General features: G+C 38.9%; 14 protein-coding genes and 3 pseudogenes. 15 read left to right on the plus strand and 2 right to left on the minus strand.

What is annotated here, in order from left to right:
- The first annotated feature begins 77 nt into the window (after window positions 1-77).
- From ACFINI_RS07170 to ACFINI_RS07195, 6 genes are all read left to right on the plus strand, one after another.
- A complete protein-coding gene (locus ACFINI_RS07170; RefSeq protein ID WP_375647199.1) occupies window positions 78-1,703 on the plus strand; it encodes an ABC transporter substrate-binding protein in 1,626 nt (541 codons plus the stop codon).
- Between the two features lie 343 nt (window positions 1,704-2,046).
- A complete protein-coding gene (locus tag ACFINI_RS07175; RefSeq protein WP_375647202.1) occupies window positions 2,047-2,265 on the plus strand; it encodes a hypothetical protein in 219 nt (72 codons plus the stop codon).
- 356 nt (window positions 2,266-2,621) lie between these two features.
- Window positions 2,622-4,253 carry an ABC transporter substrate-binding protein gene (locus ACFINI_RS07180; protein WP_375628237.1) on the plus strand — a complete coding sequence of 544 codons (1,632 nt, stop codon included), beginning with the start codon at window positions 2,622-2,624 and terminating at the stop codon, window positions 4,251-4,253.
- A 906-nt stretch (window positions 4,254-5,159) separates the two neighbouring features.
- The gene (locus ACFINI_RS07185; protein WP_375623844.1) at window positions 5,160-6,791 is read left to right on the plus strand and encodes an ABC transporter substrate-binding protein; all 1,632 of its coding nucleotides are present in this window, start codon (window positions 5,160-5,162) and stop codon (window positions 6,789-6,791) included.
- A gap of 462 nt (window positions 6,792-7,253) precedes the next feature.
- Window positions 7,254-8,684 carry an exodeoxyribonuclease VII large subunit gene (xseA, locus tag ACFINI_RS07190; protein ID WP_375647211.1) on the plus strand — a complete coding sequence of 477 codons (1,431 nt, stop codon included), beginning with the start codon at window positions 7,254-7,256 and terminating at the stop codon, window positions 8,682-8,684.
- Entirely contained in the window at window positions 8,662-9,291 is a 630-nt protein-coding gene (locus ACFINI_RS07195; RefSeq protein ID WP_375647216.1) for a DNA-3-methyladenine glycosylase I, read from the plus strand. The genes xseA and ACFINI_RS07195 overlap by 23 nt, the downstream gene beginning before the upstream one ends.
- A 215-nt stretch (window positions 9,292-9,506) precedes the next feature.
- Here ACFINI_RS07195 and ACFINI_RS07200 read toward each other — a convergent pair whose 3' ends face one another.
- Window positions 9,507-9,671, minus strand: coding sequence for a DUF4102 domain-containing protein (locus ACFINI_RS07200; protein WP_375623850.1), 165 nt, complete (start codon window positions 9,669-9,671; stop codon window positions 9,507-9,509).
- Window positions 9,672-10,921: 1,250 nt separating this feature from the next.
- On the opposite strand from ACFINI_RS07200, the gene ACFINI_RS07205 reads away from it, so the two are divergent.
- The 6 genes from ACFINI_RS07205 to ACFINI_RS07230 all read left to right on the plus strand — a co-directional run bounded on the left by ACFINI_RS07205 (window position 10,922) and on the right by ACFINI_RS07230 (window position 18,287).
- Window positions 10,922-12,547 carry an ABC transporter substrate-binding protein gene (locus tag ACFINI_RS07205; RefSeq protein WP_375647223.1) on the plus strand — a complete coding sequence of 542 codons (1,626 nt, stop codon included), beginning with the start codon at window positions 10,922-10,924 and terminating at the stop codon, window positions 12,545-12,547.
- A gap of 361 nt (window positions 12,548-12,908) precedes the next feature.
- The gene (locus ACFINI_RS07210; RefSeq protein WP_375647229.1) at window positions 12,909-14,525 is read left to right on the plus strand and encodes an ABC transporter substrate-binding protein; all 1,617 of its coding nucleotides are present in this window, start codon (window positions 12,909-12,911) and stop codon (window positions 14,523-14,525) included.
- Between the two features lie 110 nt (window positions 14,526-14,635).
- Entirely contained in the window at window positions 14,636-15,709 is a 1,074-nt protein-coding gene (locus ACFINI_RS07215) for an ABC transporter permease (protein ID WP_375613823.1), read from the plus strand.
- Between the two features lie 2 nt (window positions 15,710-15,711).
- Window positions 15,712-16,641: an ABC transporter permease gene (locus tag ACFINI_RS07220; protein WP_273790732.1), complete on the plus strand. Its 930-nt coding sequence runs from the start codon at window positions 15,712-15,714 to the stop codon at window positions 16,639-16,641.
- Complete coding sequence (locus ACFINI_RS07225) at window positions 16,634-17,518, plus strand: ABC transporter ATP-binding protein (protein WP_375647233.1); 885 nt, start codon at window positions 16,634-16,636, stop codon at window positions 17,516-17,518. Before ACFINI_RS07220 ends, ACFINI_RS07225 begins: the two co-directional genes overlap by 8 nt.
- A complete protein-coding gene (locus tag ACFINI_RS07230; protein WP_273790734.1) occupies window positions 17,505-18,287 on the plus strand; it encodes an ABC transporter ATP-binding protein in 783 nt (260 codons plus the stop codon). The genes ACFINI_RS07225 and ACFINI_RS07230 overlap by 14 nt, the downstream gene beginning before the upstream one ends.
- A 550-nt stretch (window positions 18,288-18,837) precedes the next feature.
- Here ACFINI_RS07230 and ACFINI_RS07235 read toward each other — a convergent pair.
- Window positions 18,838-19,580 (minus strand): annotated as a pseudogene (locus tag ACFINI_RS07235) (autotransporter outer membrane beta-barrel domain-containing protein); the annotation flags it as partial.
- Between the two features lies 1 nt (window position 19,581).
- Here ACFINI_RS07235 and ACFINI_RS07240 point away from each other — a divergent pair.
- The 3 genes and pseudogenes from ACFINI_RS07240 to ACFINI_RS07250 all read left to right on the plus strand — a co-directional run.
- Window positions 19,582-21,202 (plus strand): annotated as a pseudogene (locus ACFINI_RS07240) (DUF4815 domain-containing protein); the annotation flags it as partial.
- A gap of 14 nt (window positions 21,203-21,216) precedes the next feature.
- Window positions 21,217-22,590, plus strand: a complete 1,374-nt coding sequence (locus ACFINI_RS07245) for a Bgr_08870 family protein (RefSeq protein ID WP_375647237.1) — start codon at window positions 21,217-21,219, stop codon at window positions 22,588-22,590.
- Window positions 22,591-22,768: 178 nt separating this feature from the next.
- Window positions 22,769-23,193: pseudogene (locus tag ACFINI_RS07250) on the plus strand (phage tail protein); the annotation flags it as partial.

Consider the following 23,193-nt stretch of genomic DNA (forward strand, 5'->3'; position numbering starts at 1 on the left):
GGATCATCTAACCTTATTATTAAGCATATGCTTGTTGTGTGGGAAATTTATATAGTAAACTTTAAAAGGAAAAGTCTATGAACTTGAAGAAAAAAATATTACAAAATAGCAGCTCTCTTGTTTCTGCTTTTATAGCTTTGGCGATGGTTGCACAACAAGTTTCAGCAAAAACACCCGCTGATACCCTTGTGATGGCTTGGAATCTTGATGCAATTAGTACATTTGATCCGGCACAACTTAATGATGTTTATGGAAGTGAAATTGTTCGCAATGTTTGTGATAATTTGGTCAGTACTGCGACAGATGATCCTGCTAAAATGGTTCCCGCTTTAGCAACACATTGGGATGTTTCAGGTGATGATCACAGTACGGTGATTACTTTTCATTTACGTGATGGTTTGAAGTTTAATGATGGTCGATCAGCCAATGCCAATGATCTTCTTTGGAGTATGAAGCGGATTGTCAAATTGAAGATGGGTAATGCGGCAATTTTTAATGAATATGGAATTACAGAGCAAAATGTTGATGATGCTTTGCAAGCCCCAGATAAGAAAACAGTGGTGATGAAATTTGATAAGCCTTATCCAGCAGAGCTCATTCTTAATAATATTGTTGCAAGTCCGGCAACAGCTTTGCTTGATCGTCAGACAATTATGAAGCATGAAAAAGATGGCGATTTTGGAAATCAGTATTTGAAAAGTCATGCTGCTTGTGTTGGTCCTTATCAGTTAAAAAGTTGGCGCTCTGGAGAAGCTCTTTTGTTGCGTGCAAGCTCTCACTATTGGGGACAAGCGCCTAAACTGAAGCAGATTTTAATTCGCCATGTTGCAGAGCCCGGAACACAACGTTTGTTGTTGCAAAAACATGATATTGATGTTGCTCGTAATTTGACACCTGAAGATCTTGCAGATCTGCAAAAAACAACAGATGTTAAAGTTGAAAGAGTGTTAGTGCCAACTATGATGTACTGGGGATTCAATACGACGAATCCTATTTTTGCTAAGGAAAAAGTGCGCTTGGCGATGCGTTATCTCATAGATTATGAAGGTCTTGGCAAGAAGCTTCTCAAAGGTGTTGGTGTTCCACGGGCCAGTTTTATTCCTCTTGGCAACTTTGGGGCTTTAGATGAAAAAGAAGGGCAACCCTTTAAACTTGATATTGCAAAAGCCAAGCAGCTTTTAGCAGAAGCTGGTTATCCGAATGGATTTGAGGCAAATTTTCTCGTATCAAATGCTCCTTATAGGGTGTTAGTTGCTCAGTCACTCCAAGATAGTGCCGCAAAGGCGGGGGTGCGTCTTAAAATTGAACGGATGGCCGGTACACAGTTGTTTTCTAAACTTTATGCACGGGCTTTTGATACGATTTTTGTCGGATGGAATAATGATTCTGCGGATCCTCATACAATGGCTTCACGTCTTGTTTATAATCCAGATAATCGGCTTGAGGCAAAAAATACCGCCTATCCTAGTTGGCAATATGGGTATTTGGATGAAACGATGAATCAAAAGGTTCAGGATGCATTGTTTCAAAAAGATCCGCAAAAACGGGCACAACTCTATGCTGATTTACAACGTGAATTGATGCAAAAAGGACCTTATGCGTTTATCTTTCAGAAATATACTGTTATCGCGATGACGCCTGATATCAAAAAGTGGGTTTGGAATAGTGCGCCACATATTTTTTATAGTAAAATTGAAAAATAAGAGTGTCTTCAATGCTGTTCAATAGATAAAGGGCATCGTCATGATATATTCGGCGTATTGTATAAATTTTCAAGTTTTGCAATGCGTCGAAGATCATAGGTAATGCGTGATATATTGTTGAATGTCTTTTCAAGACATTCGTTTAAAGATATTTTTCATTCTCATTAGAGGTGTATTTAAGTGGATGTTAAGATCGATATTTCAATTTTTCTGAATTAGAAAGTGGTCAATTTATTTGTTAAAAAACTGAGAGTAACATAAAAAAACTAAGTGTAACAAATATCGCGGAATTTAGTGGTGCTAAAGGTGCAAAGGTTTTGCGATGTTGAAGGAAAGTTTTGTTATGGGGGTACACAAGGGATATCAGTTTTTTATGGTGTTTATATTTTCTTTTGCTTTGAAAGATGATGAGATGTCATTTGGAGGGTGTTATTTTACGGGGAGTGATGAAAAAATTAAATTTTCTTTTGAAGAAGGAATAAAAGTCGTTGCATTTGGCAAACTAACGAATTTTTCTGTTTTATCAAATCATCAAATTGTTATGAAGGCTCGTTGTTATTAAGGTACTTGAGCTAAAAGGGGTAGTGCTTTGATGGTATAGAAAACGCCGGAAGAAATACGAGACAAGCTTGCTTAACAAGATAGAAAAAATACAGGTTTTATAGTCTTCAATAGTAGGCGTTATGATATCGTGGTTAAGCTCTGTTGTTGGTGAGCGTTCATTGTATATCAGAGTGTTTTCATTTGTATGTTTTAGTTTGGCTTATAAGTGTAGACAAGAGGAGTCATTGGCAAGAGGTGCTTGTTCTTGAAGATTTTAAAGTTTGGTCTTTAGGAGCCTATCGTTCGTCTAAACTTAAATTAAGCACGTTTTGCTGCATGGAGAATTTATACAATAAACGTTAAAAGGAAAATTCTATGAACGTGAAAAGAAAAATATTGAAAAAGGGCAGTTCTTTTGTTTCTGCTGTTCTTGCAATGGGGATGTTTGTGCAACAAGTTTCAGCAAAAACACCCGCCGATACGCTTGTGATGGCTTGGAATCTCGATCCAATAAATACATTTGACCCTGCACAACTCAATGACCGTTATGGAATTGAAGTGGTTAACAATATTTGTGATAATTTAGTCGTTTCTGCTACAGATGATGCGGCTAAAATGGTTCCCTCGTTAGCGAAGAGTTGGGATGTTTCAAGTGATGATCAGAGTACGGTGATTACTTTTCACTTGCGTGATGGTTTAAAGTTTTATGATGGTCGTCCTGCAAATGCCAATGATCTTGTTTGGGGTATGAAGCGGGTTGTCAAATTGAAATTGTCTAATGCAGCAACATTTAATGAATATGGGATTACAGAACAAAACGTTGATGAGGCTTTTCAAGCACCGGATGACAAAACGGTGGTGATGAAATTTGATAAACCTTATCCAGCAGAGCTCATTCTTAGCAATATTTCCACTAATCGCACTACTGCCTTGCTTGATCGTGAGACACTCATGAAAAACGAACAAGATGGCGATATGGGAAACCGATATTTGGCCAGTCATTCTGCTTGTGTTGGTCCTTATCAGCTAGAGAGTTGGCGCCCTGGAGAAGGAATTTTGTTGCGTGCAAGCTCCAATTATTGGGGGGAGGCGCCTAAATTGAAGAAGATTTTAATTCGCCATGTTGCGGAGCCTGGAACGCAACGTTTATTATTGGAAAAACATGATATCGATGTTGCACGTAATCTGATGCCAGAGGATTTGGCAGATCTCCAAGCAACAACGGATATTAAAGTTGAAAAAGTGTTGGCGCCCTCCATGATCATATGGGGATTTAATGCGACAAACCCTATTTTTGCCAATGAAAAAGTGCGTTTGGCGATGCGCTATCTTATTGACTATGAAGGACTCGGTAAGACGCTTCTCAAAGATGTTGGTATTCCACGTGCAAGTTTTATTCCTCTTGGTAATCTTGGAGCTTTGGATGAAAAAGAAGGACAACCCTTTAAACTTGATCTCCAAAAAGCAAAGCAACTTTTAACAGAGGCAGGTTATCCGGATGGTTTTGAGGCCAGTATTTTTGCCGGTGCCTCTCCTTATCCTTTTGCTTTGCCTATTGCTCAGTCTCTCCAAGACAATGCAAAAAAAGTTGGAGTACGTTTTAAAATTGAACGTTTTGTAGGTACGCAGTTGTTTTCAAAATTTTATGCGCGTGGTTTTGATACGATTTTTTTCGGATGGAATAATGGCTCTGGGGACCCCCATACAATGGCTTCACGTCTTATTTATAATCCAGATAATCGGCTTGAGGCTAAAAATACAGGCTATGCGAGTTGGTGCCATGGGTATTTGGATGAAACTATGAATCAAAAGGTTCAAGATGCATTGTTTCAAAAAGATCCCAAAAAACGGGCGCAAATGTATGCTGATTTACAACGTGATTTTATGCAGAAAGGGCCTTATGCTTTTATCTATCAGACATATGTTTCTGTAGCGATGACACCTGATGTCAAAAAATGGGTTTGGAATAGTGCACCACGTATTTTTTATAGTGCAATTGAAAAATAAGAAGGTATCAAGTTTATAAAATATAAAAAACATGGTCATGATATATTTGATGTATTGCAAAGCTCTTTAATACTTTGCAATACGTTGAATTCTATCGGGAATGGATTACTATGTTGTGTAGAGAATTTTATTTCAAAACATTCTATTGGGAAGAGAGGTTATTTATCTCGATAAATTCTACGTGTATAGATATTAATATTTGATATTTCAATTTATATGTATAGAAAGTAATAAATTTGTTTGTTGCAAAAGACAGGTGTAACGAATAAAGCAAAGTTTAGTGTTTCTGAAAAAATGGGGACTTTATAAAATGTTTTGGTGAGAAAAACTGTTGTATGCGGGTACGTGGGGAAACATCAAGCTACTCTTCTCATACCTCAGGTTACATTCCTTATGACTTAAAATATGATAATCTATAGGTTCGAAGCTGTTATTTGATACGGAGTTATAATCAAAGTTCGAATTTTCTTCTGAAGAAGGGTGAAAATGGTTACGAAAAATTTATTCAGGATCATCAAAACATCAAATTGTTTTGATGCTTTTGAAGCAATTAGAGTAGCGCTTTGATGATACTTTTTAGAAAATCGCAAGAGAAACTTGAAAAAGAAATCTTTTTAATGAAGCAAGGGAGGATTTTGGTCTGATATGCTCTGAATTATAAGTGCCGTGATGTCGTGTGCTATCGTGCGTGATAGCTTCATTTTAATCAGATCGTTTTGCGTTGCATATGTTCGTTTGTTCTATACGTGTTTGGGAGGGAATGAGCTTTTGAAAAGTGGCTGCTGCTTTTAGAGATTTTGATATTTTACCTCTAGAAGGCGTGTTTTCTAATCATGATCTTATCATTTTTGCATGTTGTCTCATGGGAAGTTATACAATAACCTTAAATCTTAAAAGGAAAATTCTATGAACGTGAAAAGAAAAATATTGAAAAAGGGCAGTTCTTTTGTTTCTGCTGTTCTTGCAATGGGGATGTTTGTGCAACAAGTTTCAGCGAAAACACCTGCCGATACGCTTGTGATGGCTTGGAATCTTGATACAATAAGTACATTTGATCCCGCACAAATCAATGACCGTTATGGTAATGAAGTTCTTGTTAATGTTTGTGATAATTTAGTCGTTTCTGCTACAGATGATGCTGCTAAAATGGTTCCTTCTTTAGCGAAGAGTTGGGATGTTTCAAGTGATGATCAGAGTACGGTGATTACTTTTCACTTGCGTGATGGTTTAAAGTTCAACGATGGTCGTCCTGCGAATGCTAATGATCTTATTTGGAGCATGAAGCGGGTTGTTCAATTGAAGATGGCTACTGCGGCGACATTTAATGAATATGGTATCACAGAACAAAACGTTGATGAGGCTTTTCAAGCACCGGACGACAAAACGGTGGTGATGAAATTTGATAAACCTTATCCAGCAGAGCTCATTCTTAGCCATTTTGCCACTAGTCGTACTCTTGCTTTGCTTGATCGTGAGACACTCATGAAACACGAAAAAAATGGTGATATGGGAAACCGGTATTTGGCAAGCCATTCTGCTTGCGTTGGTCCTTATCAGCTAGAGAGTTGGCGCCCTGGAGAAGGAATTTTGTTGCGTGCAAGCTCCAATTATTGGGGGGAGGCGCCTAAATTGAAGAAGATTTTAATTCGCCATGTTGCGGAACCTGGAACACAACGTTTATTGTTGCAAAAACACGATATCGATGTTGCACGTAATCTGATGCCAGAGGATTTGGCAGATCTCCAAGCAACAACGGATATTAAAGTTGAAAGAGTGTTAGAGCCATCCGTGATCATATGGGGGTTCAATGTGACAAACCCTATTTTTGCCAATGAAAAAGTGCGTTTAGCGATGCGCTATCTTATTGACTATGAAGGACTCGGTAAGACGCTTCTCAAAGATGTTGGTATTCCACGTGCAAGTTTTATTCCTCTTGGTAATCTTGGAGCTTTGGATGAAAAAGAAGGACAACCCTTTAAACTTGATCTCCAAAAAGCAAAGCAACTTTTAACAGAGGCAGGTTATCCGGATGGTTTTGAGGCCAGTATTTTTGCCGGTGCCTCTCCTTATCCTTTTGCGTTGCCTATTGCTCAGTCTCTCCAAGACAATGCAAAAAAGGTGGGAGTGCGTTTTAAAATTGAACGCTTCGTAGGCACGCAGTTATTTTCAAAACTATCTGCACGTACTTTTGATACAATTTTTTTCGGATGGAATAATGATTCTGCGGATCCTCATACAATGGCTTCACGCCTTATTTATAATCCAGATAATCGGCTTGAGGCTAAAAATACAGGCTATGCGAGTTGGTGCCATGGGTATTTTGATGAAACGATGAATCAAAAGGTTCAAGATGCGTTGTTTCAAAAAGATCCCAAAAAACGGGCGCAAATGTATGCTGATTTGCAACGTGAATTTATGCAGAAAGGACCTTATGCTTTTATTTATCAGACGTATCACACGATAGCGATGACACCTGATGTCAAAAAATGGGTTTGGAATAGTGCTCCACGTATTTTTTATAGTGCAATTGAAAAATAAGTGGATTTTAATGCTGTAAAATACAACAAGAATGAAATCATGATAACTTCAGCGTTTTGTATGGGGGTTAAGAACTTTGCAAAACGTTGAAGCTTATCGGTAGCGCATTGATATGTTGTGTATAGAATGTAATTTCAAGATACGCTATTTAAAGAGCTCTTTTATCTTATTACGCCATAAAATACTGTTGTTTAGAGCGGTGATATAAGGCATGAAAAGCTTTACATATTAAGTGTTTTTAGATATCGTGATCAGTATTCAGGGTAGGGCTTGGCTGTCGCGCCTATGAAGTAAACCGCATGGAGTGGTCAGCAGGTGTAACCCCACCGAGAGAAGCTAGTCCGGTGGACTGATAGTAATCTCCATCCTTTGAGATGTTGGGAGGAAATCAATTTCGTTAAAATTAAAAATGTGTTTGTGTGAATGTTAAGACTGAATATTTCAATTTCCGTGAATTGAAAAATGGCAAATTTGTTTGATGAAAAAATAAGTGCAACGAATGTTGCGGAATTTACTGTTTCCGAAATAGCAGGGGCTTTAAAGCGTGTTGTTGAGGAAAAGTTTGGTTATGTACGGGTGCGTGGGGAGATATCAGGTTACCGTGGTGCTCATGCTTCAGGACATGCTTATTTTGCTTTAAAAGATGATAAGGCGCGGTTGGAAGCTGTTATTTGGCGTGGAGTGATGGAAAAGCTCAAATTTCCTCCTGAAGAAGGGATGGAAGTGGTTGCTGTTGGTAGACTTACGACGTATCCAGGATCATCGAAATATCAAATTGTCATTGAGGCTCTTGAACCAACGGGGGTTGGTGCTTTGATGACACTTCTTGAAAATCGTAAGAAAAAGTTTTTAGAAGAAGGCTTGTTTGATGAAGAAAAGAAAAAAACTTTGCCTTATATGCCTCGAATTTTAGGCGTTGTAACATCACCAACAGGTGCTGTTATTCGTGATATTATTCATCGTATATCCGATCGTTTTCCGTTGCATATTTTGGTTTGGCCTGTACGTGTTCAGGGGGAAACAAGTGGGAGGGAAGTGGCTGTTGCTGTTGAAGGTTTTAATGCTCTTGGTCCAGGTGGACTTATTCCAAAACCTGATCTTATTATTGTTGCACGGGGAGGGGGAAGTTTAGAAGATTTGTGGGGATTTAATGACGAAGCTGTTGTTCGTGCTGTTTATGAATCTTCTCTTCCTGTTATTTCTGCTGTTGGGCATGAAACGGACTGGACCTTGATTGATTATGTGGCTGATTGGCGCGCTCCAACTCCCACTGCTGCAGCAGAACGGGCTGTTCCTGTTAAGCTTGATCTCGAGGTGCTGGTGGCATCGCTTGGTGCACGTTTGCGCACGGGACTTGCGCGTTATTTTGATTTTTATCGACAAAAACTGCGTGCTGCTCTACGAGCTCTTCCGACTGCCGATCAACTTTTTGCTCTACCACGGCGTGGTTGTGATGAAATTTCAAGTCGATTACAGCGTGCTCTTTGTGTGAGCTACGATAAAAAACGTTTTTCTTTTCATGCACTTGGTGTGCGTCTTTCACCGCGTTTGCTTAATACTGAAAAAGCACAACGCAATACAAAGGAATATACGGCACGTCTTCAGCGTGCTTTTGTGCGTAGTGTGGAAAAACAACGTGCTGGGTTAGAGGTAGTATCTAGGCTTTTAAGGAGCACTTCATATCAGAATATTTTGGAGCGCGGTTTTGTTTTGGCTTTGGGGAAAGAGAATAAGCCCATTAAACGCTTGGCTCAGTTTCCTGAAACGCGGCACATAAATTTACGTTTTTTTGATGGTGATATCCGTGTTGCAACACAAGAGCCTGTTTCCGCTAAACGTTCAAAACATAAGCAAATAAAATCGCCTAGCGATGATCAAGGAATGCTCTTTTAATACGGGGGGTAATGCCATGCTTGCGGAAGGTCTTCTTAAGGGAGTGGATGGAAAAGTTCGTTGCGCATGGGCTGGAACGGATCCACTTTATTGTGCTTATCATGATAATGAATGGGGAAAGCCTGTTTTTGAGGATATCCATTTGTTTGAAAAAATTTGTCTTGAAGGTTTCCAAGCGGGGCTTTCTTGGTTGACAATTTTAAAAAAACGCTCTTCTTTTCGCATTGCATTTGATCACTTTGACTTTGAAAAGATTGCTCATTATGATGAGCTAAAGGTGCTAATGTTAATGCAGAATAAAGACATTGTTCGCCATCAAGGAAAAATTCAATCGGTGCTTAATAATGCATTGAGAGCACAGGAAATTATAACAGAGTGGGGGAGTTTGTCCCACTATTTTTGGTCTTTTCAACCACCACAATCAGAGCGTTATGAAAAGATAGACTTTCAAACACTGTCGGCTCATCCCATAACTCCTGCTTCTCTTCGTCTTTCTCAAGACTTGAAGAAACGTGGCTGGACATTCGTTGGCCCCACAATTTGTTATGCTTTTATGCAGTCTGTAGGGATTGTTAATGATCATCTTGAAGGATGTTTTTGTCGATAAATTGGCAAATTTTCTTTTGTAAGAGTAATGATCAATAGGATAATAATTGAATTATTTAATAAATGTATAAATTATACAATTCCACTGTATAAGATAATTGAAATATACAAACTATAGAATATCAATGATTTTTTATTGTTGTTGGCACTAAAAACGATAAAGGTATAATTTTGAGGATGAAAAAACAGACGCAAAAAGGAGTGATATCTTAACTGTTATGTATCTGAAGTTAGATCATGGTGATGTCTTGTATGTTTTAAAGAAACATTTAGTACACCAAAGCCCATTTCGCGACGCAGCCCGTGAATGGTATGACAGATAAGTCCATAATGCACTCCATCTTTAGGTTTATGAAGGAGCAAATCGGCACCATCACACATTTACTAGCTCTCAATGTTGGGAAACAGTCTTTGGCATTTGTAATGGTTCAGAAGAGTTTTTTTATTTCCGTTAATAACATGACTGTTATAATTAATTGAATATTTTATTCATGTTTGTTGACGAATGCAAAGTGGTTGTTAGATGGGGTGCTGTTGTTGCATTGTTTTTCTTTGCTTATATGACTGTTGGTTTATTTATATGTAGGTTGATTGCCCAATGCTTACCTAGGCAATATAAAATGAAATGCAGCGATGAAAAATTGAAGTTAAATGACTCAAGCTGCTTGTGTTGGGTTTTATTATCTGATAGCTTTCCTCTATTAGTAGAGTGATCTTGCCGCGTGTGCGCTCCAATTTTTTGGAAGATGATTAAGCTCATGCAGACTTGTATCCACTACATTGCTTCGTTGAATCTCTGTATGTTTCCGCTGGAAACGAGAGTTCTGTTGCTGTATGTTGTTTTCTGCTCTATTTTTATAGTGGTAAAGCAATGATGCACACTAAAGTTTAGAAGGGTTTATATTCGTTATGTCTTTAGGGGGGAAACGTCTAATGAATTTTATTTTTATCAATGAGAGAATGCATTTTAGTGTGTATTCTTTTATTGTAAGCTTTATTTTTCAAAAGATAAAGCGTGGAAGGAATGATTCTTCTCATTTTTCCTTTATCTTTGTTAACGCGTTTGGTTTTGTTGGTAAAAACGTAAAACTTTTGACACTTAGTTTTCAAAAGATTAAGCAGATTTTTGTAGGGGGTAGCGTTTTAGAAAAGATATTTTCTTATGTCCTTCTCCTGTTTCAGTGCCGTTTTGGTCATGTAGTAAAGATGCGCCGCATCTTGAAACTGAGTGTTTGAGGGGGATGACTATTTTTAAAGTTTGCATATTTTATTTTAAATGTCGCCTAAAGGAATAGAATAATGAATTCATAAATTTTTGCGTAATGATTTTTTTAAAGCTCACTATTTTTTTGGGCGACAAGGCTTATTGATGATTAATAGGGAACTGATATAGTGCATATATCATATGCAAAGAGGTTATGAAAAGAATGTAATACTGGTTAGTAAAACATATATTGCATGTTCGCTGTGGTTTATTGAGACGTAAGTCAATGAATTTATCAAGTAGATGACTCTGTGTAGGTGATTAAAAATATAGGCGATTAGAACGTATTTATTCAATGCTATAATTATAAATTTGCTATATTATTTCAGCGTCATTAATTGATAAAAATAAATAAAGGGAAAAGTTTATGAACTTGAAGAAAACAATATTGAAAAGTAGCAGCTCTCTTGTTTCTGCTCTTATGGCATTGGCGATGGTTGCACAACAAGTTTCAGCAAAAACACCGGCTAATACCCTTGTGATGGCTTGGAATCTTGATGCAATCAGTACGTTTGATCCCGCACAACTTAATGATGTTTATGGAAGTGAAATTATTTACAATATTTGTGATAACTTGGTGAGTACTGCGACAGATGATCCTGCTAAAATGGTTCCCGCTTTAGCAACACATTGGGATGTTTCAGGTGATGATCACAGTACGGTGATTACTTTTCATTTACGTGATGGTTTGAAGTTTAATGATGGCAGATCAGCCAATGCCAATGATCTTGTTTGGGGTATGAAGCGGGTTGTCAAATTGAAGATGGGTAATGCGGCAATTTTTAATGAATATGGAATTACAGAACAAAATGTTGATGATGCTTTGCAAGCTCCCGATGAGAAAACGGTTGTGATGAAATTTGATAAGCCTTATCCAGCAGAACTTATTCTTAATAATATTGTTGCGAGTCGTGCAACAGCTTTGCTTGATCGTAAGACGATTATGAAACACGAAAAAGATGGCGATTTTGGAAATCAGTATTTGAAAAGCCATGCTGCTTGTGTTGGTCCTTATCAGTTAAAAAGTTGGCGTCCTGGAGAAGCTCTTTTGTTGCGTGCAAGCTCTCACTATTGGGGACAAGCGCCTAAACTGAAGCAGATTTTAATTCGCCATGTTGCAGAGCCCGGAACACAACGTTTGTTGTTGCAAAAACATGATATTGATGTTGCTCGTAATTTGACACCTGAAGATCTTGCAGATCTGCAAAAAACAACAGATGTTAAAGTTGAAAGAGTGTTAGTGCCAACTATGATGTACTGGGGATTCAATACGACGAATCCTATTTTTGCTAAGGAAAAAGTGCGCTTGGCGATGCGTTATCTCATAGATTATGAAGGTCTTGGCAAGAAGCTTCTCAAAGGGATTGGTATCCCACGGGCAAGTTTTATTCCTCTTGGCAATGTTGGGGCTTTGGATGAAAAAGAGGGGCAACCCTTTAAACTTGATATTCAAAAAGCAAAACAGCTTTTAGCAGAGGCTGGTTATCCGAACGGATTTGAGGCAAATTTTCTCGTGTCAAACACTCCTTATACTTTGTTACTTGCTCAGTCACTCCAGGATAGTGCTGCACAGGCGGGCGTGCGTCTTAAAATTGAACGTGTAGCAGGTACACAGTTGTTTTCAAAAGTTAATGCACGGGCTTTTGATACGGCTTTTATCGGATGGAATAATGATTCTGTGGATCCTCATACAATGGCTTCACGTCTTATTTTCAATCCAGATAATCGTTTTGAGGCTAGAAATACAGCCTATCCTAGTTGGCAGCATGGGTATTTTGATGCCAATATGAATCAAAAAGTTGAAGAGGCGTTATTTCAAAAAGATCCGCAAAAACGGGCACAACTCTATGCTGATTTACAACGTGAATTGATGCAAAAAGGACCTTATGCGTTTATCTTTCAACAATATAGCGTTGTCGCGATGACGCCTGATATCAAAAAGTGGGTTTGGAATAGTGCGCCGCGTATTTTTTATAGTAAAATTGAAAAATAAGTGTGTCTTTTTAGTGTTATCAAAGCTAAAAAGAGCTTAATCATAATTGCATGATGAAAGTATTCTCCCATATAAAGCTCTTCAGTTTTTTAAGGATAAAACTGTGAGGGATGTTTGTGTAGTAGCAGTATATAATTAAGATCGTTTATAGGGAGCGATGAATATAGAAAGTTATATTGGGGAGGATCTTTGTTTATGGTTATAGATTCTCTGCATCCCGAATATAGACTGATGTATAAGAAAATTATTTTATAGATGCTTAGTTTGATTAAATGAAATTGATGTCTAATGCTATGCTATTTAAGCAAAATCACAATCACTTTGTGTGAAAAGGTAGAAGAATACAAAAGGAAGAGATAAAATGGGAAAACAAAGAATATTGAAAAAATTTTCTATTTTATTAAGCTCAATCGTTTTTTTTAATGGGGCTGTAACATCGGCATTCAGTGCCTCATCTAAAGATATATTGGTAATGGCATGGAATATTGATTCAATTAGTAGTTTTGATCCAGCGCAAACTGTTGAGGTTGTGACGAGTGAGTTATTGACGAATATTTGCAGCGCGTTAGTGAAATATGATGAGCATGATCCTACAAAAATTCGCCCTGCTATGGCAAAATCTTGGGACGTTTTAGATAATGGCAAAAGAATAGTCTTTCATCTTCGTGATGATTTAAAGTTTAATGATGGAAGGATGGCTACAGCGCAAGATCTGGTATGGTCGATGCGACGGATTATTAAATTAGGATTAAGCTATGCTCAATCTTTAATGGATTATGGGTTTACCAAAAACAATATTGAAACAAATATTCAGGCTCTTGATGATAAGACTTTACAATTAAAATTAGATAAACCCTATCCTATTCAGCTCATATTGACTGTTATTGGACAATCTTATGCTTCTGCTTTGCTTGATCGGAAAACAATTGAAGCACAGAGTATTAACGGTGATATGGGGAATAAATATTTAGCAACACATACAGCTTGTGTTGGACCTTATAAATTGGTGAGCTGGTCTCCAGGAGATAAAGTTGTGTTAGAGGCGACACAACATTATTGGGGCGATGTGCCTAAAATTAAGCAGATTGTTGTGCAGCATGTAGCGGATTCATCAAGTCAAAGACTTCTTTTGGAAAAAGGCGATGTGGATATAGTGCGTGATCTTTCTTCAGAGGATATTTTAGATCTTGAAAAAAAAGGAGGCCCAGTCAAAATTAGTCGTGTTTTGCGTCCGCAGATTATTTACCTATCGTTAAATAATAAGAATGCAATTTTTGCGAATGAAAAGGTCAGATTGGCACTTCGTTATTTGGTTGATTATGAAGGTCTTGGAAAAACTGTTTTGAAAGGGATTGCTATTCCACGGGCAATTTATATGTCTTTAGGTGTTCCAGGTGCTTTAGATGAAAAAGAAGGTTTGCCTTTTCAGTTGGATTTGAAAAAAGCAAAACAACTGATTACTGAAGCTGGTTATCCTAATGGGTTTAAAGCTAATCTTTTAGTTGGAAGCCTTAGTTATATGTCGTCTGTTGCACAGTCTATTCAAGCCAATGCACGCAAAATTGGTGTTGAGCTTACAATTGAAAAAATGGCACAAAATCAATTGTTGAGCCGTGTACGTGGTGGAAATTATGATACTGCTATTATGGGGTGGGGGAGTGCCGATCCTGATGGACATCCTGCTTCATTAAATCACGTGTTTAACCCTGATCCAACATTTACAAAAAAGCACAATATGTATTTAGCTTGGCGCGCTGGGTATTATGATGAAAATATTAATAACATGGTGATGGATGCTTTGTTTGAGCAAGATCCCAATAAGCGCATTGTGCGATATCGTACTTTACAGCATTATGTGCTAGAGCATGGTCCTATGGTTTATTTATTTCAGACATATTATACCGTTGGTATGGGACCTGATGTCAAAAAATGGATTTGGAACAGTTATAGACTTTATTACAATGAAGCAGAAAAATAAAAAGAAGCATGTTATAGAAAAGGATTGTAGAACATGCTTAATAAGAGATTGTTTTGTTATATAAAAAGGTATTTGCTTTATGTTTTGTCGCTACAGAGGGGATTTTTATAATGGTTTTGCCACTTTCAGAGACTGAAAGAGCTGTATCAGAAAAGCAGAAAAAATTATTTTTATGGGATTTTTTATGCAAAGGATTGAAACTTCTTATTTCAGTTTTTATCACATTGCTTGGGTTGGTGACGATCACTTTTTTTCTTGGTCATCTTCTTCCTCTAGATCCGGTTCTGTCTATTCTTGGTGATAATATCAGTCAGGAAGCTTATGATGCAATGTATTATAAGCTGGGTCTTGATAAGCCGTTGATTGTCCAATATTGGAAGTATCTTCATAATGTATTTTTGTTTGATTTTGGAGATGCTTTAACTTCTGGGCGACCTGTTCTAGCGGATATTATGCGTGTGTTTCCTGCAACATTAGAGCTTGCAACCGTTGCTATTGTTATTGGCACAAGTCTTGGAATTCCATTTGGTGTTTTTGCAGCAATGTATCGCGATTCATTTATTGATTATGTTGTCCGTGTTTTTACACTTGTAAGTTATTCTACTCCAACATTTTGGCTCGGATTAATGGCGTTGTTAATATTTTACGCCAAGCTTGGCTGGGTTGGTGGCCCAGGACGACTTGATTTTCTTTATGAATATTCTTTTGAACCAAAAACAGGATTTTTCCTTTGGGATACTGCAAGCCAAGGACAATGGGAGGCTTTTGGTAATGTTTTTAGTCACGTTATTATGCCTGCTTTGATCTTGGCTTTCGGTGCTATGGCTTATATTAGCCGTATGACTCGTGGGTTTATGATTGAGCAGCTTAATCAGGAATATATCATTACTGCACGTGTAAAGGGGTTATCGTGGGCGCGAACCGTTTGGGGGCATGCCTTTCGAAATGCTGCTGTTCAAATTATTACTGTTGTTGCACTTTCTTATGCTTTTTTATTAGAAGGGGCTGTTTTAACGGAGACAGTTTTTGCTTGGCCTGGTTTTGGACATTACTTGACAAATGCTCTTTTAGCCGGAGATATGAATGCAGTTGTAGGATGTACTTTACTTGTAGGATTTATCTTTGTCGCCATTAATTTATTTTCTGATTTGCTTTATCGCATTTTTGATCCAAGGACACGTTGAATATGACAGTAAGTAATCATCATAAATCGCAATCATCATCTTCTTTAGGTAGTTGGTTAAACGATCCTGTTCCAAACTCCATAATTCAAGCGAACATACAAAGAATTTATCACGCACTGGCTAAGTTTTTTCATAACTTTTCGGCTGTATTCGGTCTGCTTATTATTTGTATTATTATCATATGTGCATTTTTTGCTCCTTGGATTGCTACGCATGATTTTCTTAGCAATGATCTAGGGCATCGGTTGCAGCCACCCTCTATGGCGCATTATTTTGGAACAGATGAATTGGGACGTGATATTTTTAGTCGCCTTGTTTTTGGTTCCCGTATTACTCTTTATGTTGTTTTTCTTACAACAGTTATTGTAGGTCCAATAGGGCTTATTGTTGGAACTGTATCTGGTTATATGGGCGGATGGGTTGATACTGTGCTCATGCGCATTGTCGATATTTTTCTTGCTTTTCCAGGTTTGATTTTAGCTCTTGCATTTTCAGCCGCATTGGGACCAGGGATTGAAAATGCTTCTATTGCAATTTCAATTGCAGCATGGCCACCAATTGCACGTTTAGCACGTGCTGAGACTTTGACAATACGTTCTTCTGATTATGTTTCTGTAGTTCGCTTGCAAGGGGCCTCTGCTTGGCGAATTATTTTGTTTCATGTTGCGCCCATGTGTATTCCTTCAGTGATTGTACGATTAACTTTGGATATGTCTGGAATTATTTTAACGGCTGCTGGTCTTGGTTTTTTAGGGTTGGGAGCTCAACTTCCAAGTCCTGAATGGGGTGCGATGCTTTCTTCAGGGCGGGAATTTATGATGACAAATTGGTGGTTGGCGGCAATACCAGGCTGTGCAATATTATTTGCAAGTCTTGCTTTCAACCTTTTAGGTGATGGTCTTCGTGATGTATTGGATCCACGCAATGGGTAATAAATTATTAGAAGTAGAAGATTTACGTATTTCTTTTCCTACAACGCGCGGCATTTCAGAAGTTGTGCGTGGCGTTAGTTTTTCTGTTGGAAAAGAAAAAATTGGAATTGTTGGTGAATCCGGATCTGGAAAATCGATGACTGGGCGCGCAATACTAAGGTTGAGTCCAAAAGCAGCCATTGTTAAAGCTAAAAAAATGCGCTTTGAGGATGTTGATTTATTGGCCACAAGTGAACCTCAGATGCGAAAAATCCGTGGGAAACGTATTTCAATGATTTTACAGGATCCCAAATATTCACTTAATCCATTAATACGGATCGGGGAACAGATTATGGAGGCTTACCGTATTCATTACCGTGTTTCAAAAGCTGAAGCGAGGGAGCGCACCATATCTATGTTAGAATCTGTTCATATTCGTGATCCTGAACATGTGATGCGTCTCTTTCCTCATGAAATATCTGGGGGGATGGGGCAGCGCGTGATGATTGCAATGATGCTCATTCCAAAACCTGATTTAATTATTGCTGATGAGCCAACATCTGCACTTGATATTACGGTCAGACGACAAGTTTTATCTGTATTAGATGAACTTGTGACAAAATCTGGAACCGGACTTATTTTCATTAGTCATGATTTAAATATGATTGCTGATTTTTGTGATCGTATTTTGGTGATGTATGCGGGCCGTGTCTTAGAAGAGTTGCCTGCTTCTAATTTGTCTCACGCTTGTCATCCTTATACAAAGGCGTTGCTCGCGAGTTTGCCACGGCTTGATAATCCAGTTGATATTTTGGCTGTTCCTGAGCGTGATCCTGATTGGTTGTATAATCCTACGATTGTTAATGGCGTTGAGGAGGTTCCTCATGACAAATTGTGAGAATATTATTGATGTTTCTAATTTATCTGTAACTTTTGGGCACAGGCATAAGGCAGTAACAGTTGTTAAAAATGTTAATTTTCATATTAAACGTGGTGAAGCTTATGGTTTGATTGGTGAATCCGGATGTGGAAAGTCAACTATTTTGAATACATTGGTGGGGCTTATTCCAGATTATAGTGGAAAATTCCTTTTTGCTGGACAAGAAGTTGAAAAGAAAAGAAGTAAGGATTTTTTACGCTGTATTCAAATGGTTTTTCAAGATCCTTATGCTTCGCTGCATCCAAGAAAAATGGTCCATACGGTTCTTTCTGAATCGCTCAAAATCCATGGAATGGATAATCAAAGAGAGCGGGTGGAGGATGCTTTAGATTCCGTTGGTTTAGATTCTTCATTTCTTTATCGTTATCCTCATGAGTTGTCTGGAGGGCAGCGTCAGCGTATTGCTCTTGCACGTGCTTTAATTATTGAGCCAGAGGTGTTGTTGCTTGATGAGCCAACATCTGCATTGGATGTGTCGGTACAGGCTGAAATTTTAAACTTGTTGAAATCACTGCGCGTGAGAAAAAAGCTTACTTATTTAATGGTATCCCATGATCTTGCTGTTGTTGCACATATTTGTGAACGTGTTGGAATTATGCATAAAGGGATTATTCTTGAAGAGCTTAGCAATGATGAATTGCGTAATTTACATGCGCAACACGATTATACAAAGGAGTTTTTTGAAGCAAGTATAGAGCCTATTGTCCATAGAGAGCAAAGAGCATGATCAATTTTACAGAAGAGAAAATGTAATTTTATTTGTTTTGAAGTTTCTGGAGATGTTTGGCGGCATTGTTAAGAGGGAAGGGGATAATAGGATTTTTTCAGTATGAATTTTCTGGGCAGTGTTTGAGCTGTAATATTTTAAATCCTATTAGAACTTCCATTTTGAAATATATGAGTGACTTATAACATACATCCCTTTGTTTGATATTATTGCATTATTTTTTACTTATCATTTTATGTTCAAAAGTGTTATTTTACCATTTTAAGCATTAAATTCGTGAGAAATAACAAAAGATAGTAATGTTGTATTTTCTAGAAAAGCTTCTCATTATTTTACAATATCATTTTGTTTTTGGTTGTTCTCTTTTTTACAATTTTATTCTTTATAAAAAGAATTTTTTGTAAAAAACATCCAATGGTCAATGAATGTCTTCAAATATTTCGCTGTTCTCTATTTAAAAAAGCGCTTAAAAACAGCTTATAATAAACCAAAAAGGCAGCAATATGCTGCCTTTTTGTTAAATTGAATAGGCTATTTTTACAGTTTTGATTTAAAACTGATAGAGTATTCCTCCTGAAAAGCTTGCACCACTTATACCAGTTTTTTGAAGCTTTTGTTGATAGCTGACATCACCATGAAGGGAGAGGTTAGCGGACAATTATGCACTAATACCAAGCCCACCTTCAACGGAACTTCCCGAGGGGTCACATTTATAATACTTATCAATATGGAATGTCTGATCATCACCAAAGGTTTTGATTAAGTTTACTTTTCCATAGAAAGACATAGGACGGCTGTTTTCAGTGGCAATGGTTTTTGTCAAACGTCCACCAACACGGGATTATCCATTGAGAAGGATTTTGCATCTCAATGGTCAGATTATCAGCATCTTTAATGGTATCAAACATCAAATGTTGATAGGCAAGCTGTGCCTGCGGTTCGAATGTTACGGCTTGAATACCCGTTGCAAATTGTTTGCCAACAGTGGTGGAGATACTCAACATTTTGGCGTTTTTCAATTTTGCAGTTTTACCAATGAGAGCATTGGTGATATCTCCCTTTATTATCCCATAGGATAAAAGCGTATCAAGATAGAAACCATTGTCACGCTGTTTACTGCCATAGGCGGCGGTGAGTTGAAATGACTATTTATTCAATATGCTCTTACTTGCTGTCTTGCATATCTTTGGGGGTGAAAGAGAGTTGCCCGTAGGTTCGGACAAGACCCAAATGTGTTGTAGATATTTTTCCCTTCTGCGCGACAAGGTTAATAGATCCTTGTAGAACAGCATAAGGCAACGGCATTTTGCAGCTCGCTATTGATCCAACCTTTTACACAGCTCCTTTAAAAGCGCCTGTTACGCTTGACTGGACAAATGAAGTGATCATTGCGCAAGAGTTGACAACGGCTTGCGAAAAAATCAATCCTTATCAAAATTTTGCACCCCTGCCTGGTACAGTAACCCTTGAACCCGCGACAGACTTCTGGCATGAACAGCGCACTGATTGGCTCTCAAGCGTGACCAATCAAATCAATATGGGCTGGAACCGTGGGAGAAGCGTTCGTAAAACAGAAATCAGTGATGATTTGGTGAGTGCAACCCAAGAGAAAATCGATTTTTTGAGACAAATTACTCTTCACTTTAAAATTGAAGGTTTTGGCAAGTTAGAACAATTAGCAAGCCTCACCTTTGATGGTGTGAATGTTTTACCAAAAACAAAGCTTGTTGCAGATAGCAAAGGCACCCTTGAAGGCACTTTCACGATTCCACAAAATATCACCGCTGGCACAAAAAATGTTGTGGCACGGGGAAAAGGTAGAACCATTGCTACGGGTCTTTTTACAGGGCAAGGCGTGATTGATGTGAAAGTGATGCGGCGCACCACCACGGTGAAGATCTGGACGCAAGTGGACCCACAAGCGCAAGTCTTTACCCCTGATGCAACACGGCAAATCACCGGAATTGACTTTCATCTTTGCAAAATCGGCAATCAGAACCATGATCTGGTGATTGATTTGGTCACCACAGAAAATGGCTATCCGACCGCCGATATTCAAGCGCAAAGCTTTTATTCTATGAAGGGCGCAAAGCTAGGGTGGGCAGAGGCACGCTATGATGTACCACTCCTTGTGATGGATGACCGTTTAACGGCTTTTGTCATTAAAACCGATGATGCTGATCATTCCGTCTCTTTAGCAAAGCTTGGAGATTTTGATGCAGAACACCAGAGATACGTCTCGAGCCACCCTTACGTGACCGGTCCACGCTTTTCTTCTGTCAATGCTAGGAGCTGGACCGCTCATCAAGATGAGGCTTTAGCTTTTAGGGTGCTGGCGGCACGCTACACACAAACAGAAAAAACCATTGATCTTGGCACTTTTGATCTTGTGGACTGCTCTGATTTACAAATACGCGCAGCCATTGAATTGCCTTCAAGCGATTGTTCTGTCATCTTTGAAATTGAAAGAAACAACGGCACGGTTTATCAACTCCTTCCCTTTCAATTACTCAGTCTTACTGAATATATCAGTGAAAAGGTAAAGCTCCGCGCTATTCTCAAAGGGACAGAGAAGCTCTCACCCGTCTTGTTTGCGCCTGTTCAATTGATTGCGGGGAAGATCCATAAAGAAGCCACTTATGTCACGCGTGCTTTTGCCTTTGGGGAAAAGGCAAGGTTAACGAGCTATATCAAAACCTTTTTACCGGGCGGTGCAACCTTTACACTCGAGATGCAACGGTGGTTTCACCTCTCTCACATTAGACGAAACAGAACAGTTATCCGACCCCCTTTGGACAGAGCGCAAATTTGTGAGCAGCGATAAAACAGCCAAACAAGCACGTTTGAAATTGACCCTTACCGGTGGACCTGCTGCGCGGTCCATGGTGAGTGATTTTGGCGCTGGCATATTATAATGGGAAAATGAGAGATGACAAAAACCAAAAAACTCGACATGGAATTGCCTAAAGAGGGGCGTTTTATCAGTTCTGAATTCCCAATCTTGCGGGAAAACTTGACCAAAATTGATCAAGCTCTTTTGGCTGTTGAGGAAAAGATAGACGAAAAGGCACCTTTACAGCACAAACACACAATAGGTGATGTTAATGGTCTTAAAACAGCTCTTGAAGCCAAGATGGCAGCGGATAAAACCTTCACTTTTGCTGATTTAAGCGATATCGAGGGTGCACACGATGCTGCCAACAATTATGTTCTCTATAAATCAAGCAATAATAACTTCACTTTTGGCAGTGCAATATCACTGTTAGGCGCACATCAACATAAAACCGAAGATATCGTGGGGCTTGATGATTTTAGAGCCAAGATCAATGAAGATCTCACAAGCTATGGTCGCTTAGCCAGCCCAAATGAATGGCAAAGTTATAATAAATTTACCAGTAAAGTCACTATGAGTGGTGGCTTAGAACTGTTGGGTAATTCGTCGTTTAACCTTATCCATAATGGTGAAGTGGTTACCAATTTAAACACAAACGGAAGCACCTTGAAAGGACCTTTAAAAGTTGATGGAGATCTTGTTTATACGAAAGCGCAAGTGGATGAAGCCATCTTGGCAGGAATAAAGAGGCTAAAAAAAGATTTGACCGATAAAATCACGAATTGGCCGGCACTTGCTGATGCTGAATTGCTCTATACGCAAGATGGAAAAATTCAATGGCCCGATTGGGTCACGGATAACACAAAAGTCGAAATCCAAGCTTGGGGTGGAGGTGGCAGTGGTGGTGGCGCTTATTCGTCAGGATTAGGAGGAGGTGGTGGTGGTGCCAGTTGTTCAGTCTGGTATGGCTACAAAGCCAGTCTAAATGGACATGAGAATATCACAATTGGTAAAGGAGGAGCTTCTGTTTCAGAGCAGTGTGTAAACGGTAAGTCTGGAGGAACAACGATCATTGGCAATAATTTTATCACCGCCACAGGAGGAAACTATGGTAGTGCTGGTTACTATAGTTCACGAAACGGTTATGTTACTGGCTACTATTCAGGACGTGGTGGTATTGGAGGGGTTGGGGGAAATTTTGGCTTGGCAACAGATGAACATCCAGGATTTTCCAAAGGTGGAAATGGTTATGCTGGGACAAACGGAATTACGAGCGAGACTAGCGGTAATGGCGGTGATGCTGGAGGTGATACATCAAGAGGTGGCTCTGGTGGAGTCGGCAAAGGTTCCTATAGTTCAGGAAAAGCAGGGCGTGGTTTTGGTGGTGGCGGTGCTGGTGCTCATGGACATGAGACTCCAAGTGGTGCTGGAGCGGATGGCGCTGTTCTTATAAGGTTATGGAAAGATTAAATACAAAACCAAAAATAGCGCAAGTCAAATGGATAGCTTTTGTATGAGCAGGCTTATATGTTTTTAAGTCCTTTTATTGCTCTTTCAAAGCCCTTTAAAGAGCTTTTTGACTGACAGTGTCAGTCTTATGGAGCATGATGATGGTTGTTATAGTCTCTTCATTGATTTGGAGAGCAAGATGGCAACAGAATTTAATCATGGGATTCGCATTGTAGAGGCTGGTGAGGATTCCCGTCCTTTAGCAACATTTGATCAGACCGCTATTGGGGCGGTTGTTACAGCCCCTGATGCTGATAACCAAGTTTTTCCCCTCGACGAGCCTGTCCTTCTCTTTACGCATGAGGGTGAGAAAATCCAAAAGCTTGGAACAAGAGGTACAGCTCTTGATGTGATTAACGCCGTGTGTGCGCAGGGGATTGAGGCACAAATTATTCTTGTGCGGGTGGAAGAAAAGTCAACCATTGCTGAGACACAAACCGAAATGGTGGGATCCAATACTCACTTGACCGGTGTGCATGCCTTAGCGCATGCGCGGGGGCATTTGGGTGTGGAACCTGGAATTCTCTTAGCACCGGCTTATAGTGCAGGGCGGATTGATAATGG

Source organism: Bartonella sp. AA56HLJMS (assembly GCF_042197145.1).
In the GTDB taxonomy this organism is placed as follows: domain Bacteria; phylum Pseudomonadota; class Alphaproteobacteria; order Rhizobiales; family Rhizobiaceae; genus Bartonella.

Excerpts from the sequence above, each read along its gene's own strand:
- ACFINI_RS07200 (WP_375623850.1), bottom strand. The coding sequence starts at position 9,671 with ATGTGTGATGGTGCCGATTTGCTCCTTCATAAACCTAAAGATGGAGTG.
- ACFINI_RS07175 (WP_375647202.1), top strand. The coding sequence starts at position 2,047 with ATGGGGGTACACAAGGGATATCAGTTTTTTATGGTGTTTATATTTTCT.
- ACFINI_RS07245 (WP_375647237.1), top strand. The coding sequence starts at position 21,217 with ATGACAAAAACCAAAAAACTCGACATGGAATTGCCTAAAGAGGGGCGT.
- ACFINI_RS07220 (WP_273790732.1), top strand. The coding sequence starts at position 15,712 with ATGACAGTAAGTAATCATCATAAATCGCAATCATCATCTTCTTTAGGT.
- ACFINI_RS07180 (WP_375628237.1), top strand. The coding sequence starts at position 2,622 with ATGAACGTGAAAAGAAAAATATTGAAAAAGGGCAGTTCTTTTGTTTCT.
- ACFINI_RS07210 (WP_375647229.1), top strand. The coding sequence starts at position 12,909 with ATGGGAAAACAAAGAATATTGAAAAAATTTTCTATTTTATTAAGCTCA.
- ACFINI_RS07195 (WP_375647216.1), top strand. The coding sequence starts at position 8,662 with ATGATCAAGGAATGCTCTTTTAATACGGGGGGTAATGCCATGCTTGCG.
- ACFINI_RS07230 (WP_273790734.1), top strand. The coding sequence starts at position 17,505 with ATGACAAATTGTGAGAATATTATTGATGTTTCTAATTTATCTGTAACT.
- ACFINI_RS07170 (WP_375647199.1), top strand. The coding sequence starts at position 78 with ATGAACTTGAAGAAAAAAATATTACAAAATAGCAGCTCTCTTGTTTCT.
- ACFINI_RS07205 (WP_375647223.1), top strand. The coding sequence starts at position 10,922 with ATGAACTTGAAGAAAACAATATTGAAAAGTAGCAGCTCTCTTGTTTCT.
- xseA (WP_375647211.1), top strand. The coding sequence starts at position 7,254 with ATGGCAAATTTGTTTGATGAAAAAATAAGTGCAACGAATGTTGCGGAA.
- ACFINI_RS07225 (WP_375647233.1), top strand. The coding sequence starts at position 16,634 with ATGGGTAATAAATTATTAGAAGTAGAAGATTTACGTATTTCTTTTCCT.
- ACFINI_RS07185 (WP_375623844.1), top strand. The coding sequence starts at position 5,160 with ATGAACGTGAAAAGAAAAATATTGAAAAAGGGCAGTTCTTTTGTTTCT.
- ACFINI_RS07215 (WP_375613823.1), top strand. The coding sequence starts at position 14,636 with ATGGTTTTGCCACTTTCAGAGACTGAAAGAGCTGTATCAGAAAAGCAG.